This is a genomic window from Streptomyces sp. NPDC057682 (genome assembly GCF_042799575.1).
In the GTDB taxonomy this organism is placed as follows: Bacteria; Actinomycetota; Actinomycetes; order Streptomycetales; family Streptomycetaceae; genus Streptomyces.
In genome coordinates this window covers 48,171-62,792 of sequence record NZ_JBHVIN010000028.1, presented here as the reverse complement: position 1 = coordinate 62,792, position 14,622 = coordinate 48,171, and the positions used below count along the sequence as shown (strand labels likewise).

The 14,622-nt window shown below is 71.5% G+C and carries 13 protein-coding genes and 1 riboswitch; of the genes, 10 read left to right on the top strand and 3 right to left on the bottom strand.

Features of this window, described 5'->3' with window-relative positions:
- Nucleotides 1–197 precede the first annotated feature (197 nt).
- Nucleotides 198–2,540 carry a chitinase C-terminal domain-containing protein gene (locus tag ACFVDM_RS36625; protein ID WP_383651008.1) on the bottom strand — a complete coding sequence of 781 codons (2,343 nt, stop codon included), beginning with the start codon at nucleotides 2,538–2,540 and terminating at the stop codon, nucleotides 198–200.
- Between the two features lie 263 nt (nucleotides 2,541–2,803).
- A riboswitch (FMN riboswitch) is annotated at nucleotides 2,804–2,934 on the top strand.
- A 153-nt stretch (nucleotides 2,935–3,087) separates the two neighbouring features.
- Between ACFVDM_RS36625 and ribD the strand changes: the two genes are divergently transcribed.
- The 10 genes from ribD (at nucleotide 3,088) to ACFVDM_RS36575 (ending at nucleotide 11,601) form a co-directional block, all read left to right on the top strand.
- Nucleotides 3,088–4,188, top strand: coding sequence for a bifunctional diaminohydroxyphosphoribosylaminopyrimidine deaminase/5-amino-6-(5-phosphoribosylamino)uracil reductase RibD (ribD, locus tag ACFVDM_RS36620; RefSeq protein ID WP_383651007.1), 1,101 nt, complete (start codon nucleotides 3,088–3,090; stop codon nucleotides 4,186–4,188).
- Complete coding sequence (locus tag ACFVDM_RS36615) at nucleotides 4,189–4,806, top strand: riboflavin synthase (protein ID WP_383651006.1); 618 nt, start codon at nucleotides 4,189–4,191, stop codon at nucleotides 4,804–4,806.
- Nucleotides 4,803–5,447: a nicotinamide riboside transporter PnuC gene (locus ACFVDM_RS36610; protein WP_383651005.1), complete on the top strand. Its 645-nt coding sequence runs from the start codon at nucleotides 4,803–4,805 to the stop codon at nucleotides 5,445–5,447. Before ACFVDM_RS36615 ends, ACFVDM_RS36610 begins: the two co-directional genes overlap by 4 nt.
- Entirely contained in the window at nucleotides 5,444–6,742 is a 1,299-nt protein-coding gene (locus ACFVDM_RS36605; protein WP_383651004.1) for a bifunctional 3,4-dihydroxy-2-butanone-4-phosphate synthase/GTP cyclohydrolase II, read from the top strand. Before ACFVDM_RS36610 ends, ACFVDM_RS36605 begins: the two co-directional genes overlap by 4 nt.
- Before the next feature lie 37 nt (nucleotides 6,743–6,779).
- On the top strand, nucleotides 6,780–7,265 hold the full coding sequence (gene ribH / locus ACFVDM_RS36600; RefSeq protein ID WP_360857857.1) for a 6,7-dimethyl-8-ribityllumazine synthase: 486 nt from the start codon (nucleotides 6,780–6,782) through the stop codon (nucleotides 7,263–7,265).
- Nucleotides 7,266–7,300: 35 nt separating this feature from the next.
- Nucleotides 7,301–7,573, top strand: coding sequence for a phosphoribosyl-ATP diphosphatase (locus ACFVDM_RS36595; protein WP_018524273.1), 273 nt, complete (start codon nucleotides 7,301–7,303; stop codon nucleotides 7,571–7,573).
- A gap of 59 nt (nucleotides 7,574–7,632) precedes the next feature.
- Nucleotides 7,633–8,481 carry an ATP phosphoribosyltransferase gene (gene hisG / locus ACFVDM_RS36590; protein ID WP_383651003.1) on the top strand — a complete coding sequence of 283 codons (849 nt, stop codon included), beginning with the start codon at nucleotides 7,633–7,635 and terminating at the stop codon, nucleotides 8,479–8,481.
- Between the two features lie 22 nt (nucleotides 8,482–8,503).
- Complete coding sequence (locus ACFVDM_RS36585) at nucleotides 8,504–8,956, top strand: PH domain-containing protein (RefSeq protein ID WP_383651002.1); 453 nt, start codon at nucleotides 8,504–8,506, stop codon at nucleotides 8,954–8,956.
- Nucleotides 8,957–9,142: 186 nt separating this feature from the next.
- Nucleotides 9,143–10,507 carry a hemolysin family protein gene (locus ACFVDM_RS36580; RefSeq protein ID WP_383651001.1) on the top strand — a complete coding sequence of 455 codons (1,365 nt, stop codon included), beginning with the start codon at nucleotides 9,143–9,145 and terminating at the stop codon, nucleotides 10,505–10,507.
- Nucleotides 10,504–11,601 carry a hemolysin family protein gene (locus ACFVDM_RS36575; protein ID WP_383651000.1) on the top strand — a complete coding sequence of 366 codons (1,098 nt, stop codon included), beginning with the start codon at nucleotides 10,504–10,506 and terminating at the stop codon, nucleotides 11,599–11,601. The genes ACFVDM_RS36580 and ACFVDM_RS36575 overlap by 4 nt, the downstream gene beginning before the upstream one ends.
- Nucleotides 11,602–11,654: 53 nt before the next feature.
- Here the strand turns inward: ACFVDM_RS36575 and ACFVDM_RS36570 are convergent, their stop codons facing one another.
- Nucleotides 11,655–13,574, bottom strand: a complete 1,920-nt coding sequence (locus ACFVDM_RS36570; protein WP_383650999.1) for an AAA family ATPase — start codon at nucleotides 13,572–13,574, stop codon at nucleotides 11,655–11,657.
- A gap of 359 nt (nucleotides 13,575–13,933) precedes the next feature.
- Nucleotides 13,934–14,563: a uridine kinase gene (locus ACFVDM_RS36565; RefSeq protein ID WP_383650998.1), complete on the bottom strand. Its 630-nt coding sequence runs from the start codon at nucleotides 14,561–14,563 to the stop codon at nucleotides 13,934–13,936.
- Nucleotides 14,564–14,622: the final 59 nt, after the last annotated feature.

Sequence of the window (14,622 nt, the reverse complement as noted above, 5' to 3'; positions counted from 1 at the left end):
AGACCGGGGTACGTGTACGAGGTGCCCGCACGTTCGTCGTTCGAGGAGTCGCCCCGGAGGGACCCCGGACCCCCACCCACCGGACAAAGGCGCCCTGCGGGGAACCCGCACAAACAAGCCCGTCCGGCGATTGAGGACGGAACCCCGAACACGGGGGACCCGGGCACAACGCCCCGGCCCCCCGCGCGGAGAGCGTGTCAGCAGGCTCCGAGGTCCTGCCAGACCCCCCACTCACCGGTGGACCCCGGCGTGTCGCCCTTCGTCCACCACTTGGCCTTCCACTGGTGCGAGCCGTGGCTGACGGTCGCCCCCGCGCCGTACTCGGACGTCGCGCTCCACGCGGCCGCCGCGCACGTGCCGCCCGAGGGCTCGGGGCTCGGCCCGCCCGTGCCGGACGGGTCCGGCGTCGGCGTGGCACCGCCCGGCTCGACGACGGTCGTCCCGCGTGCGAGGTCCGCCGCGAGGGCGTAGGACTTGCCGCCGAAGGTGACGGTCCAGTTCGACGGCGTGGACGTCGGCAGGTAGTAGACGAAGTCGACCTGTACGGAGGCGCCGGGCGCCAGGCTCTGCCAGGCGGGCAGCTTCAGGGAGACGCGGTTGTAGTCGCCCTTGAGCCCGCCGATGTTGTTCGCGGCGGTGTGGTCGCTGCGGACGATCGTCGTGCCGAAGCCGGACTGGTCCTTGGCGTTGGCCGGCGCGGACGTGGAGTAGTCGAACTGGAACTCCGTGCCGCCGGGCAGCGTCGCCTTGGTGTTGTTGGTGATCTTCAGCTTGGGGCTGATCGGGTAATTGGAGTCACCGAGCGGGAACTGGTCGAAGGAGACGTCGATGTCCAGCGCCTCGGTCGGCAGATCGATGGTGGAGCGCTTGGCACCGTACGGAGAGGCCGACTTGAAGGTGTCGTACATGGTGCTGGTCAGCGTCGAACCGGGCTCGTACTGGCCCTTGGCCGCGTTCCAGCCGTAGTCGCCGGCGAGCTCCCAGATCATCGTGCCGCCGATGCCCTTGTCGGCGACGTAGTCGGCCTTGGCCTTGACGGACTGCTCGTCCTCGGTGGAGAGGAAGACCTTGGTCTGGGCGTTCCACAGCCAGGGCGCGACCAGGGTGGAGTCGTAGTTGCGGACGTAGGTGCCGGTCAGCTTGGTGTCGGCGGGGAAGCCGTAGTCGGTGACGTAGTCGCCGACGATGCCCTTCTCCAGGTTCTTGGCGTGCCACATCGGGTTGGAGCCGGCGGGCGACTCCTTGCCCGCGGTGTCCTGGTCGTGCCAGAGGTTGTCGATGCCCACGGCGCCGTCACCGCACTTGGTCAGACCGGCGCCGGCCGGGCAGTCGGTCGAGGCCGCCCTGCCCCAGAGGCCGTTGGTGCCGCCCTGCACGTTCTTGAAGCCGCGGGTGTAGTACGGCAGGCCGATGTTGATGCGGCCCGACGGCATGGAGCCGCGGAAGTAGTGGTACGCCCAGTCGGTGTTGAGGTAGCCGGTGCCGCCGTACTGGGAGGTGGAGTAGACGCTCGCCTGGGCGAGCTCCGCGTCCTTGCCGTCGTCGAAGAGCGCGGCGTTGGGGCCGACGTACTCGTTCCAGGCGCCGTGCAGGTCGTACGACATGATGTTGACGTAGTCCAGGTACTTCTGGACCTGGAAGGTCTCCATGCCGCGCAGCAGATAGCCGGAGGAGGGCGCGGCGACGCTGAGCAGGTAGTGGGTGCCGTCGGCGGCGGAAGCCCGGTCGAGCTTCTCGCGCAGGGTCTTCATCAGCGCGGCGTAGCCCTTGACGAGGCCGGCCCGGCGGGCGTTGGACAGGGTCCAGTCCAGCGGGTTACCGGCGTCCTTCATGGTCGTCGGGTACTCGTAGTCGATGTCGACGCCGTTGAAGCCGTAGGTGCGGATGAAGTCGACCGCGGAGTCGGCGAAGGTGTTGATCCCGGCCTGGTTGACGGAGCCGTCGGCGTTGGTGGCCATGGAGTAGAAGCCGCCGGAGTCGACCCGCTTGCCGTTGTCGTCGAAGTAGCCGCCGGTCTCGGCCCAGCCGCCGACGGAGACCATCGTCTTCACGTTCGGGTACTTCTTCTTGTACTTCGTGAGCAGGTTGAAATGACCCTTGTAGGGGAGTGCGGGGTCCATCTCGGCACCGGCGACTCCCGGCCACGTCATTCCGGTCGAGGCGTTGTTCGGGCCGTCGGCCCCGACGGAGAGCTTGTTGGCTCCGTCGACGTGTGCGAACGCGTAGTTGAGGTGGGTGACCTTGTCCCAGGGGATGTCGGAGGCGAGGTAGGCGGGCTTGCCGTCCTTGCCGGTCCGCCAGTTGGTGAAGTAGCCGATGACGCGCCGCGGGTGGTCGGCGCCCATCTTCTCGCGGCCCTCGGAGTCGTACACGGAGCAGTACGGGACGGCCGTGCCCGGGGTCTCGTAGAGCCCGTCGGGGCGACAGGACTCCTGGTCAGCGGCTTGGGAGGGGGTCGCGGAGAGCGAGCCGATCAGCAGCGCGGCAATGCCGGCGCCGGCGGCGAGGAGCGAGGCTCTCGCGCGGGTGGGGGACAGCACGTTCGGTTCCTCCTGGGGAGGTCGGCAGAACACAACTGGCAAGGGGGTGGGTCGTGTTGGTTCGCGGAGGTGCGCACCCCGCAAACCGCTCCTCGGAGGTGACGCAGAGATTAAGAGGACTAGACCAGTGCGTCAATAGGTCTGGACCATTCGGGTGCCGGTGTCCGAAAAACGCTCTTGTCACGGCCCGTCTGTGAGCCACTCCACAGCGTTCACCCGTCTGGCCCACGCCCGGTCGTGGCACACTGATCGTGTACCAGCAGCAGCGCACTCCGGGGTCGGTGCAATTCCGAACCGGCGGTTACAGTCCGCGACCCGGCCGCATCCAGCGGTCGGTTGACCAGGTGAGATTCCTGGACCGACGGTTAAAGTCCGGATGGGAGGCAGTGCGCGGCGGGCCGTTTCGCGGGTACGCCGCCGTCGGCGGATGGTTTCGGGCAACCGGTCCATCCGTTCTTCCGGTGTTCGGCGTCCCCCTGTGCGTCCCGCTTCCTCTGTCGTCATCGACAGGCCCCGGAGTCCGTGCCCGAAGAGGCAGGAGGACCCGGTGGACACCGCAGCCGACATCACCGCCATGCGCCGCGCCATCGCGCTCGCCGCCCGCGGTCTCGGCTCCACCAGCCCCAATCCGGTCGTCGGATGCGTCGTCCTCGACGCCGAGGGGCAGCCCGCCGGAGAAGGCTTCCACCAGCGCGCCGGCGGACCGCACGCCGAGATCCACGCCCTGCGCGCGGCCGGCGACCGGGCCCGCGGCGGCACCGCCTACGTCACGCTCGAACCCTGCAACCACACGGGCCGCACCGGCCCCTGCGCCCAGGCGCTCATCGAGGCCGGCGTCGCCCGGGTCGTCCACGCGGTCGGTGACCCGAACCCGCAGGCCACCGGCGGTGCGGACACCCTGCGTGCCGCCGGGATCACCGTCGAGCGGGGCCTCCTCGCCGACGAGGCCGAGGCCGTCAACGCGGCCTGGCTGACCTCGGTGCGGCGCGGCCGCCCGTACATCGTCTGGAAGTACGCCGCGAGCCTGGACGGCCGGGTCGCCGCGGCCGACACCACCAGCCGCTGGATCACCTCCGCGGAGTCCCGCGCCGACGTCCACCGGCTGCGCGCCGAGGCCGACGCCGTCGTCGTCGGCTCCGGCACCGCACGCGCCGACGATCCCCAGCTCGGCGTCCGCGGCATCGACGGCGCCGTCCAGCCCCTGCGCGTCGTCGTCGACACCGCCGCCACCGCCGTCAGGCCCGGCGCCCGGGTCCTCGACGGCTCCGCGCCCACCCTGATCGCCGTGGCGGAGGACGCCGACGCCGGACACCTCCCGGAGGAGGCCGTGCTGCGCCTGCCGCGCTCCGGCGGCGGCCCCGGACTGGACCTCCCCGCCCTCCTCGCCGCCCTCCACGAGCGCGGCGTCCGCTCCGTACTCCTCGAAGGCGGCCCGACCCTGGCCGGGGCCTTCGTCGCGGCGGGACTGGTCGACAAGGTCGTCGGCTATCTCGCCCCGGTGCTCCTGGGGGCCGGTCCCGCCGCCCTCGCCGACGCCGGAATCCCTACCCTCGCCGAGGCGTTGCGCCTCGATGTGACCGAGACCGTACGCATCGGCCCCGATCTGCGCATCACCGCCGTCCCCGGCCCCGCCCGGAAGGAAAACTGAGTGTTCACCGGAATTGTCGAAGAACTGGGTGAGGTCACCGCCGTCGAGCAGCTCGACGACGCCTCCCGATTCCGCCTGCGCGGTCCCGTCGTCACCGAGGGCGCCAAGCACGGCGACTCGATCGCCGTCAACGGCGTCTGCCTGACCGTCGTCGACCTCGGCGAGCACGAGTTCACCGCCGACGTCATGGCCGAGACCCTGAACCGGTCCAGCCTCGGCGCCCTCACCACGGGCTCCCGGGTCAACCTGGAGCGCCCCATGGCGCTCGGCGGCCGGCTCGGCGGGCACATCGTCCAGGGCCATGTGGACGGCACCGGCCGGATCCTGGAGCGCCGGCCCTCGGAGAACTGGGAGATCGTGAAGATCTCCCTCCCGGACGGCCTCACCCGCTACGTGGTGGAGAAGGGGTCGATCACCGTCGACGGGGTCAGCCTGACCGTCGTCGATGCCGCGGCCGACTACTTCACCATCAGCCTCATTCCCACCACCCTCGCCCTGACCACGCTCGGCATCAAGCAGCCCGGCGACCCGGTCAACCTGGAGGTGGACGTCATCGCGAAGTACGTCGAGCGGCTGCTCGGCAACGGCGCGCCGGAACCCGGGGAGACCGCGAAGTGAGCGCCCTGCACTGGCTGAACTCCGAGGCGTTCACCGTCCTCGACCAGCACATCATCTGGTCCGACATGATCGGCAACACGATCGGTCTGATCGCCCTGACCCTGGGCTGGCTCCGCTCGATCTGGACCTGGCCCGCCCAGCTCCTGTCCGGCGTCGTGCTGGTCGCCGCCAACGTCTCCGTCCACCAGGCGGGCAGCGTCGGCAAGCAGCTGATCGTGATCGCGGTGGCCGTCTGGGGCTGGCAGCAGTGGACCCGCGGCCGGCAGCAGGCGCAGGACGGCTCCATCGCCGTACGGTTCGCCACCTGGCGCGAGCGCGGCTACCTGCTCGGCGGCGCCGCCGTGGGGACGCTCGCCGTCGGCGGTCTGTTCACCGCCTTCCCGTCGCTGTCCTGGAGCCCCTGGGCGGACGCGTACATATTCGCCGGAACGCTCGTGGCGATGCTCGCCCAGGCCCGCGGCATGGTCGAGTTCTGGTTCGCCTGGCTCCTGGTCGACCTGGTCGGCGTCCCGCTCAACTTCCACAGCGGGCTCGCCTTCTCCGGACTCATCTACGTGGTCTACGGGGCCCTCGTCCTGTGGGGCATGCGCGACTGGTGGCTGCGTTCGCGGACACCCGCTCTGGAAGGAGCCACGGCATGACTGCCCAGCCCACCTGGCTGCACCGGGAGCACCGGGCCCCCGTCGAGGACCTGAGCCTCGACCCCGTCGAGCAGGCGATCCGCGACATCGCGGCCGGCCGCCCCGTCGTCGTCGTCGACGACGAGGACCGGGAGAACGAGGGCGACCTCGTCATCGCGGCCGAGAAGGCCACGCCCGAGATCGTCGCCTTCATGATGAGCGAGTGCCGCGGACTGATCTGCGCACCCATGGAGAACGACGAGCTGGAGCGGCTCGCCCTGCCGCAGATGGTCGACCACAACACCGAGTCGATGAAGACCGCCTTCACCGTCTCCGTCGACGCCTCCGGCGCCCACGGCGTCACCACCGGCATCTCCGCCGCCGACCGCGCCACCACGCTCCGGCTGCTCGCCGGCGGCACCGCCGGTCCCGGCGACTTCGTCCGGCCCGGCCATGTCTTCCCGCTCCGCGCCCGCAGCGGCGGCGTCCTCGTGCGCAACGGCCACACCGAGGCGGCCGTCGACCTCGCCCGGCTCGCCGGACTGCGCCCCGCCGGGGCGATCGTGGAGATCGCGGGCGAGGACGGCGTCATGCTGCGGCTGCCCCAGCTCGTCCCCTTCGCCCGCAAGCACGGACTGACGATCATCTCCATCGAGGACCTGATCGCCTACCGCCGCAGTTCCGAGCCGACGGTGCGCCGCGAGGCCGAGGTACGGCTGCCCACCGACTTCGGCTCCTTCACCGCCTACGGCTACCGCTCCACGGTGGACGGCGTCGAGCACGTCGCCCTGGTCCACGGCGACCTCGGGGACGGCGAGGACGTCCTGGTCCGGGTCCACTCCGAGTGCCTGACCGGCGACATCTTCGGCTCCCAGCGCTGCGACTGCGGCCCCCAGCTGCACGCGTCCATGCGCCGGATCACGGAGGAGGGGCGCGGCGTCGTCGTCTATCTGCGCGGGCACGAGGGCCGCGGCATCGGCCTGCTCTCCAAGCTGCGCGCGTACGAACTCCAGGAGCGCGGCGTCGACACCCTGGACGCCAATCTGGAGCTCGGACTGCCCGCCGACGCGCGGGACTACGCCGCCGGCGCGCAGATCCTCAAGGACCTCGGCGTGCACAGCCTGCGGCTGATGACGAACAACCCCGAGAAGACCGCGGCGATCGTGCGCCACGGACTGACCGTCACCGGCCGCGAGCCGATGCCCGTCCAGGCCGGTGAGCACAACCTCCGCTATCTGCGCACCAAGCGCGACCGCATGGGGCACGACCTGCCCTGGCTCGACGCCGCCACGGCGTCGACCTGCGGCAACCAGTGATCCACCCGCACGCATCAGGAACGGAACCAGGAGAGACATGAGCGGCAAGGGCGCACCCGAACTGTCCGTACGCAACTGCGGCGACCTGCGCGTCGCGGTCGTCGCGGCCCAGTGGCACGAGAAGGTCATGGACGGACTCGTCGACGGCGCGCTGCGCGCCCTGCACGAGCTGGGCATCGACGAGCCGACCCTGCTCCGGGTCCCCGGCAGCTTCGAACTCCCCGTCGTCGCCAAGGTGCTGGCCGGCCGCGGCTACGACGCGATCGTCGCGCTCGGCGTGATCATCCGGGGCGGCACCCCCCACTTCGAGTACGTGTCCCACGGCGTCACCAACGGCCTCACCCAGGTCGCCGTCGACACCGGCGTCCCCGTCGGCTTCGGCGTCCTCACCTGTGACACCGAGGAGCAGGCCCTCGATCGGGCGGGCCTGGAAGGGTCCAATGAGGACAAGGGGCACGAAGCGGTCACCGCCGCCGTCGCCACCGCCGCCACCCTCCGCTCGGTCAGCGAACCCTGGCGCTGAACGGGGGTCCCGGACCCCGTATTCTTGAGGGCATCATGGCGAACAAAACCTTCGAAGAGCTCTTCGCCGAGCTCCAGCTCAAGGCCGCCAACGGCGACCCCTCCACCTCCCGTACCGCCGAACTGGTGGACAAGGGCGTGCATGCCATCGGCAAGAAGGTCGTCGAGGAGGCCGCCGAAGTCTGGATGGCCGCCGAGCACGAGAGCAAGGACGCCGCCGCCGAGGAGATCTCGCAGCTGCTCTACCACGTCCAGGTGATGATGGTGGCGCGCGGGATCAGCCTCGACGACGTCTACGCCCACCTCTGATCACGACCTCCGCACCCGCCCGACGCCCCAGACCCCCTTCGCAAAGGAAACCCGACCTCATGCTGCGCATCGCCGTCCCCAACAAGGGTGCTATCTCCGGGCCTGCGATGGCGATGCTCCATGAGGCGGGCTACAAGCAGCGCAAGGAGTCCAAGGAACTCGTCCTGGTCGACCCGGAGAACCAGGTCGAGTTCTTCTACCTGCGCCCCCGCGACATCGCGATCTACGTCAGCTCCGGCCGCCTCGACATCGGCATCACCGGCCGCGACCTGCTGCTGGACAGCGGAGCCGACGCCGAGGAGATCCTTCAGCTCGGCTTCGCCCGCTCCACCTTCCGCTACGCCACCAAGCCCGGCACCGCCGCCGGCCCCGCGGACTTCGACGGCATGACGATCGCCACCTCCTACGAGGGCATCGTCGCCAAGCACCTGGCCGAGACGGGGGTCAACGCCTCCGTCGTCCACCTCGACGGCGCGGTCGAGACCGCCATCGAGCTGGGCGTCGCCCAGATCATCGCCGATGTCGTCGAGACCGGCACCAGCCTGCGCAACGCCGGCCTGGAGGTCATCGGAGAGCCGATCATGACCTCGGAGGCGGTCGTCATCCGCCGCACCGGCGCCCCCGCCGACGACGCCAAGGTCCAGCAGTTCCTGCGCCGCCTCCAGGGCGTCCTGGTCGCCCGCAGCTACGTGATGATGGACTACGACTGCCGCGTCGAGCACCTGGAGCGCGCGGTCGCCCTCACCCCGGGCCTGGAATCCCCGACCATCTCCCCGCTGCACCACGAGGGCTGGGTCGCGGTCCGGTCCATGGTCGCCTCGCGCGAGGCGCAGCGGATCATGGACGACCTCTACGACCTCGGCGCCCGCGCCATCCTCACCACGGCCATCCACGCCTGCCGCCTCTGACGGCCGGAGACAGAAGAGAACCATGCCGGCCCCCGCTCTCCCCGCCCTGCCCGTCACCTTCCGGCCCACCCGCACCCGGGTGGTGCTGCTCGGTGTCGGCGTGGTGATGTTCGCCGTGATCACCGCGGTCGCCTTCACCCTCGAACAGCTCAGCGGGGGAGAGCGGGTCAGCTTCGTCTTCACCGCCGCGCTCTTCCTCGGTGTGCTCGCCCTGCTCAGCCGCCCCAAGGTGGTCGCCGAGGACAGCGGGGTGACCGTGGTCAATCTCACCCGCACCCGACGGCTGTCCTGGCCCGAGATCGTGCGCGTCAACCTGCGGGCCGGCGACCCCTGGGTCTATCTCGACCTCAGCGACGGCACCAGCATGCCGGTCCTCGGCATCCAGCCCGGAATCGCCAAGGAACAGGCCATCCGCGACGCCCGTACGCTGCGCGCGCTCGCCGAGACCCGCGGCACCGGCACGGACAACGGCTGAGCCCCCTGCCCCACCGGGCCCGTTGTTGACTACTCTGGAGGACGGCGGCGCCCCGGTGCGCCCCGCCCCGCGTTGCACGGCCCCCGAGGCCGGCGGGGCTTTCCTTCGACCCGAGGAGTGACTCCTTCCAGCAATGGACGGATCGTCCGGTAGTACCTGCGCCGCCCCATCGACGGAGGCGGCGGCATGACCACCCCCCTGCTGCTTCTCAGTGCGGCATTCCTTCTCATCCTGGCCAACGGGTTCTTCGTGGCGGCCGAGTTCGGTCTCGTCACGGTGGAACGGGCGGACGCCGAGAGCGCCGCCACCCGGGGCGACCGACGGGCCCGCACCGTCGTCGACGCCCTGCGGGAACTCTCCTTCCAGCTCTCCGGCACCCAGCTCGGCATCACCATCACCTCGCTGGTGGTCGGCATGCTCGCCGAACCGGCCCTCGCCCGGCTGCTGGACGGCCCCCTCGCCCTGACCGGTCTCCCGGACGGCGCCGTCTCCGGCGTCAGCGTCGTCATCGGCATGCTGCTGGCGGCCGCCGTCCAGATGGTCATCGGCGAACTCGTCCCGAAGAACTGGGCGGTCTCCCGGCCGCTCCAGGTCGCCCGCTTCGTCGCCGGCCCCCAGCAGGTCTTCACCCGGGTGCTCCGCCCGGTCATCGGCCTGCTGAACACCGTCGCCAACCGGCTGGTGCGCCTCCTCGGCGTCGAACCGGCCGAGGAGCTGGCCTCCGCCCGCACCCCCGGCGAGCTGGTCTCGCTGGCCCGTCACTCGGCCGAGGCCGGCACCCTCGAACAGGACACCGCCGACCTCTTCGTCCGGACCCTGTCGCTGGCCGGGCTCACCGCCCAGCACGTCATGACCCCCCGGGTGAAGGTCAGCGCCCTTCAGTCCTCGGCGACCGCGGCGGACGTCCTCAACCTCACCCGCGCCACCGGCCTCTCCCGCTTCCCCGTCTACCGGGAGCGCATCGACGAGGTCATCGGCATGATCCACCTCAAGGATGCGCTGGCCGTGCCCGCCGAGGACCGGCTGCGGACCACGGCCGGGCGCATCGCCGTACCGCCGCTGCTGGTCCCCGAGACGCTGCCGGTCGAACAGCTGCTCCAGCGGCTGCGCAAGGAGCAGCCGATCGCCGTCGTGGTCGACGAGTACGGCGGCACCGCCGGGGTCGTCACCCTTGAGGACATCATCGAGGAACTCGTCGGCGAGGTCCGCGACGAGCACGACGCCGAGGGCGCCGACCGCCCCGAGCTGGCCCCCGCGGCCCCCGAGGACGGGCGTCCCGCCTGGGACGCCGAGGGCAGCTGCCGGGTGCTCACCCTGCGCCGGATAGGACTCGACGTGCCCGACGGGCCGTACGAGACGGTCGCCGGACTCGTCGCCGACCTGCTCGGCCGGATCCCCGCCCCCGGCGACCGGGCCGAACTGCCCGGCTGGCGGATCTCCGTCCGCCAGGTCGGCCACTACCGGGCCGAGAAGGTGCGCTTCGTCCGTACGGCCGAGGTGCCGTCCGCGGACGACGCGTCGTCCCACGGGGTGCTGGAGGCGGCCCGATGAGCCTCGTCCAACTCCTCTTCGCCGGACTCCTGGTCCTGGCGAACGGCTTCTTCGTCGGCGCGGAGTTCGCCCTCGTCTCCGTGCGCCGCAGCCAGATCGAACCCCTGGCGGCGGAAGGCTCGGGCCGGGCCCGGCAGGTGCTGTCCGGGCTGGAGAACCTGCCGCAGATGATGGCCGCCGCGCAGTTCGGCATCACCGTCTGCTCGCTGACCCTGGGCGCGGTCGCCGAACCCACGGTGGCGCATCTGCTGGAGCCGGTCTTCCACGCGGTCCACCTGCCCGAGGGGCTGGTCCACCCGCTGGGCTATGTGCTGGCCCTCGCCCTGGTCGTCTTCCTCCACCTCGTCATCGGCGAGATGGTCCCGAAGAACCTGGCGATGGCCGCGCCCGAGCGCACCGCGCTCTGGTTCGGCCCCGGCCTGGTCGGCTTCGCCCGGCTCTGCCGCCCGGTCACCTCGGCGCTGGGCGCCTGCGCCCGGCTGGTGCTCCGGCTCTTCGGGGTCGAGCCCAAGGACGAGGTGGAGGCCGTCTTCACCAGTGAGCAGCTCAACCGCCTGGTGGAGGACTCCGGACAGGCCGGGCTGCTGGAGCCGGAGGCGCAGGAACGGCTGGAGGACGCCCTGGAGCTGGGCAGCCGCCCGGTCACCGATGTGCTCCTGCCCCGCCCGAGCCTGGTGACGGTCGACCCGTCGGTCACCCCGCGCGGCATGGAGGAGCTGACCGTACGGACCGGTTTCTCCCGATTCCCGGTCTGCGCCGGGGGCGGCGGCCCGTTCATGGGCTATCTGCACGTCAAGGACGTCCTCGACCTGGAGGACCGGGAGCGGGCCGTTCCGCAGCACGTGTGGCGTCCGATGGCGACCGTACGGGCCGAGCTGCCCCTCGACGACGCGCTGACCGTGATGCGCCGCGCGGCGACGCATCTGGCGCAGGTCGCGGACGCCTCGGGCCGGATCCTCGGCCTGGTCACGATGGAGGACGTGCTGGAAACGCTGGTCGGTGAGGTACGGGACCCGGCGCACCGGGTCGCGGAGCCCCGCCGCACCGAGGAGCGCCCGGCCGGCTCCGACGACCGCCCCGTCCTGGCGGTCTGACCGTCCGGCTCCCGGCCCCGGCCCCCGCCCGTCCGGCGGGGGCCGGGGCCGTCTCACAGCTCGGGCGGCTCCGTGCGGCCCCGGCCCACCGGACCCCGGCCCGAGAGCACCTCGCCGTAGGCCTGCATCAGGTCCGGCAGCCGCAGCGTCGCCAGATCGTCGCGGGTCGGGACCGTCGTACAGCCCGAGAGCCGCAGATCGCGGTAGGCACAGCTCTTCTCGTACAGCGTGCGCAGGAAACGGCCGTTGCCCAGCTCGTCGAGCCAGCCCTGGTCGACGACATGGCCGCTGATCGAGCGCAGCTCCTCCAGCGACTCCTCGTCCCAGACGTCCCCGTTCTCGGCGGCCAGCACCTCGCCGATGGCGGTGAGTTCCAGGGGGCGGTAGCTGGGGAAGTCCACCCGGGTGGTGAACCGGGAGGAGAGCCCGGGGTTGGTGGAGAGCAGCCGGTCCATGCCCTCCGGATACCCCGCCAGGATGACGACGAGATGGTCCCGGTTGTCCTCGGCGCGTTTGAGGAGCACCTGAAGGGCCTCGTCGCCGTACGCGTCGCCCTTGCTGTACCCCGTGTTGGCGAGGCTGTACGCCTCGTCCACGAAGAGCACCCCGCCGAGCGCGGAGTCGATCAGCTCATTGGCCTTGACCGCGGTCTGCCCCAGGAACTCGCCGACGAGGTCGGCCCGTTGGGCCTCCACCAGATGGTCGCCGCCCAGCAGTCCGAGCGCGTAGAAGACCCGGCCGAGGATGCGGGCCACGGTCGTCTTGCCGGTCCCGGACGGCCCGGAGAAGACGAAGTGCCGTTTCGGGGGCTGGACGGGCAGGCCCTGGCCGGCCCGCAGCCGCGCCATGTTCAGCTGCGCGGACAAGGCCTTGACCTGCCGTTTCACCGGCTCCAGCCCGACCATCCGCTCCAGCTCCGCCAGGGCCTCGGCGAGCAGGACGGGATCGCTGGGGCCGGCGGGGAAGGGCTGCGGGGCGGACTGTCCGGGTACGACGGTCTTCCGCCGCGCGCCGGCCGGTGCGGGCACCCGCCCGAGACCCGGCAGCTCCGGCTCCTCGCCGCCCGGCCGCAGCTCCCGGCCGTCGACCAGATCGGTGCCCAGCGGTCCGTCGGCGTCCGGCTGCGTGCCGGCGAAGGCGCTGTCCGCGCCGGGGCCGCCCATCGGCACGGTGGCCAGGCCCGCCGCCTCGTCCGCCCCCTCCTCCAGCCCGTCGTAGTCCGCGATGGCCGCGAGCCGGGCGGAGGTGTCCATGAACGCGGGGTCGATCCGGTGGACCGCCCGGTACAGGGGGAGGGCGGCGGCGCTGCGGCCGGTGCCCTCGTGGGCGCGCGCCAGCCAGTAGCGCAGCTCCTTGCGCTGCGGCTGCTCGCTGCGGCAGCGCATCAGCGCGGTGGCGAGCAGCGGTTCCGCCTGCCCGTACATCTCCAGCCGCACCCGGGCCATGCCGCCGAAGAGCCCCGCCTCGATGCCGAGGAGCTGATCGTCGATCAGGGGCTCGGTGTGGCGGACGAGCTGTTCCCAGTCCTTGACCAGGTAGGAGCGGCAGGCGTGCAGGAAGCGGACCTGGGGGTCGGTGTCGACCGGGGGGAGTCCGGCGAGCGCGCGGTCCAGCTCGGCGACGTGCCGGCCGTCCAGCCAGTGCGAGGCGTGGGCCAGTAAGAGGTCGCGCGGGCTCTCCAGCACCGGCTGCACCCACCAGCCCAGCCAGTACCAGGAGTTGAGGGTACGGCGGTGCCGGGCGCGCTGGTCCCCGAAGCGGTCGCGGTGCCGGTACATCTGCAGCAGCGCGGTCGTCGTGTCGACCCGCAGCGCGTGGAGGCCCAGCCAGGCGTCCGCCATGCCGGGATCCATGCGCACCGCCGCCGCGAACTCCTCCTCGGCCTGCGGATAGGCGCCCATGGTGCAGGCGTCCACGCCGCGCAGCCACGCGAGGTCGGCCGGGGCCTGTGCGCCCTGCGTGCCGATGTCCATCAGGCCCCCCACAAGCCGTGCCCCCAGGATGTCCCGCCGCGCGACGGCCCGCGGGGGCGCGCCGAATCACTGTGCAATGGACGGGAATTGACCGCACCGAGAGGCATCGTACCTGCGCAGGGAGTGTGCGACTAAGGGCGCCGCAGGCCGAAGAGGGACCGTGACCCACGGTGAGCGGAGAGCGGTGACGCGCGGCGGGAAGGACCGGCCGGGCACAGGACGAAGCCCCCGATCACGGGGGAACAACCGGGGGCTTCGCGTCTGTGGGGGCTCCGAAAAGCCGCACATTGAGAACGTAAGACCTGTACCGCCCCCGGGTCAAGCGGAGTTGGGGTACTTCCCGAGCGATTTCCGACTGCTCAGTATGTCGGCCCGTGGTGATCACGGTGGGTGACGGAATGGTTTATTCCTGCTTCCGTACCGGTTCTCTCCAGCCACTCGTATCCCACAGGCAACTGCCGTATCAGGGCATCGGCCGAGGGGCGCGAGGGATCTGCCGCGAAGTGGTCCGTTTCGGCCGCCGTCCAGCCGTTCCAGAAGGTGTGCTGCGCCGGTCCGTCCCGCCGCCGGCCGCGCTCCCAGGCCGCGGCGGCCGGCAGATCCATCCACAGCAGCCGGGCGAGCAGCGGGCGCAGCGCCCGGCGGCCGGCGCCCACCCCTTCGACGAGGACCACCGGCGCGGCCGGCAGCGCGCGCGGCGGGCCGAAGGCACGCGCGGTCCAGTCGTACGGGGTGTAGCGGGCGGTCTCGCCCCGGGAGAGGGGCCCGGCCACCTGGTCGTGGAACCGGCCGGTCCAGTCGAACAGATGCTCGTGGGAGGCGAGGTCGTCCAGATGCAGGACGGGGGTCCCGCCGAGCGCCGCGGCGAGCCGGGCGGCGAAGGTGGTCTTGCCGGATCCCGCGTGCCCGTCGACGGCGATCAGCCGGACCGGTCCGCAGGACGGCGGCAGGGCACGCAGCCGCGCGGCGTGGCGGGCGAGGTCGTTCATGGCCCCAGCCTACGAGGCGCGCCGAAGCAGTCGCAGGTCACGCCAGTGGTCCAGTCCAA

Excerpts from the sequence above, each read along its gene's own strand:
- ACFVDM_RS36605 (WP_383651004.1), top strand. The coding sequence starts at position 5,444 with ATGACTGCCCAGCCCACCTGGCTGCACCGGGAGCACCGGGCCCCCGTC.
- ribH (WP_360857857.1), top strand. The coding sequence starts at position 6,780 with ATGAGCGGCAAGGGCGCACCCGAACTGTCCGTACGCAACTGCGGCGAC.
- ACFVDM_RS36595 (WP_018524273.1), top strand. The coding sequence starts at position 7,301 with ATGGCGAACAAAACCTTCGAAGAGCTCTTCGCCGAGCTCCAGCTCAAG.
- hisG (WP_383651003.1), top strand. The coding sequence starts at position 7,633 with ATGCTGCGCATCGCCGTCCCCAACAAGGGTGCTATCTCCGGGCCTGCG.
- ACFVDM_RS36585 (WP_383651002.1), top strand. The coding sequence starts at position 8,504 with ATGCCGGCCCCCGCTCTCCCCGCCCTGCCCGTCACCTTCCGGCCCACC.
- ACFVDM_RS36580 (WP_383651001.1), top strand. The coding sequence starts at position 9,143 with ATGACCACCCCCCTGCTGCTTCTCAGTGCGGCATTCCTTCTCATCCTG.
- ACFVDM_RS36575 (WP_383651000.1), top strand. The coding sequence starts at position 10,504 with ATGAGCCTCGTCCAACTCCTCTTCGCCGGACTCCTGGTCCTGGCGAAC.
- ACFVDM_RS36570 (WP_383650999.1), bottom strand. The coding sequence starts at position 13,574 with ATGGACATCGGCACGCAGGGCGCACAGGCCCCGGCCGACCTCGCGTGG.
- ACFVDM_RS36565 (WP_383650998.1), bottom strand. The coding sequence starts at position 14,563 with ATGAACGACCTCGCCCGCCACGCCGCGCGGCTGCGTGCCCTGCCGCCG.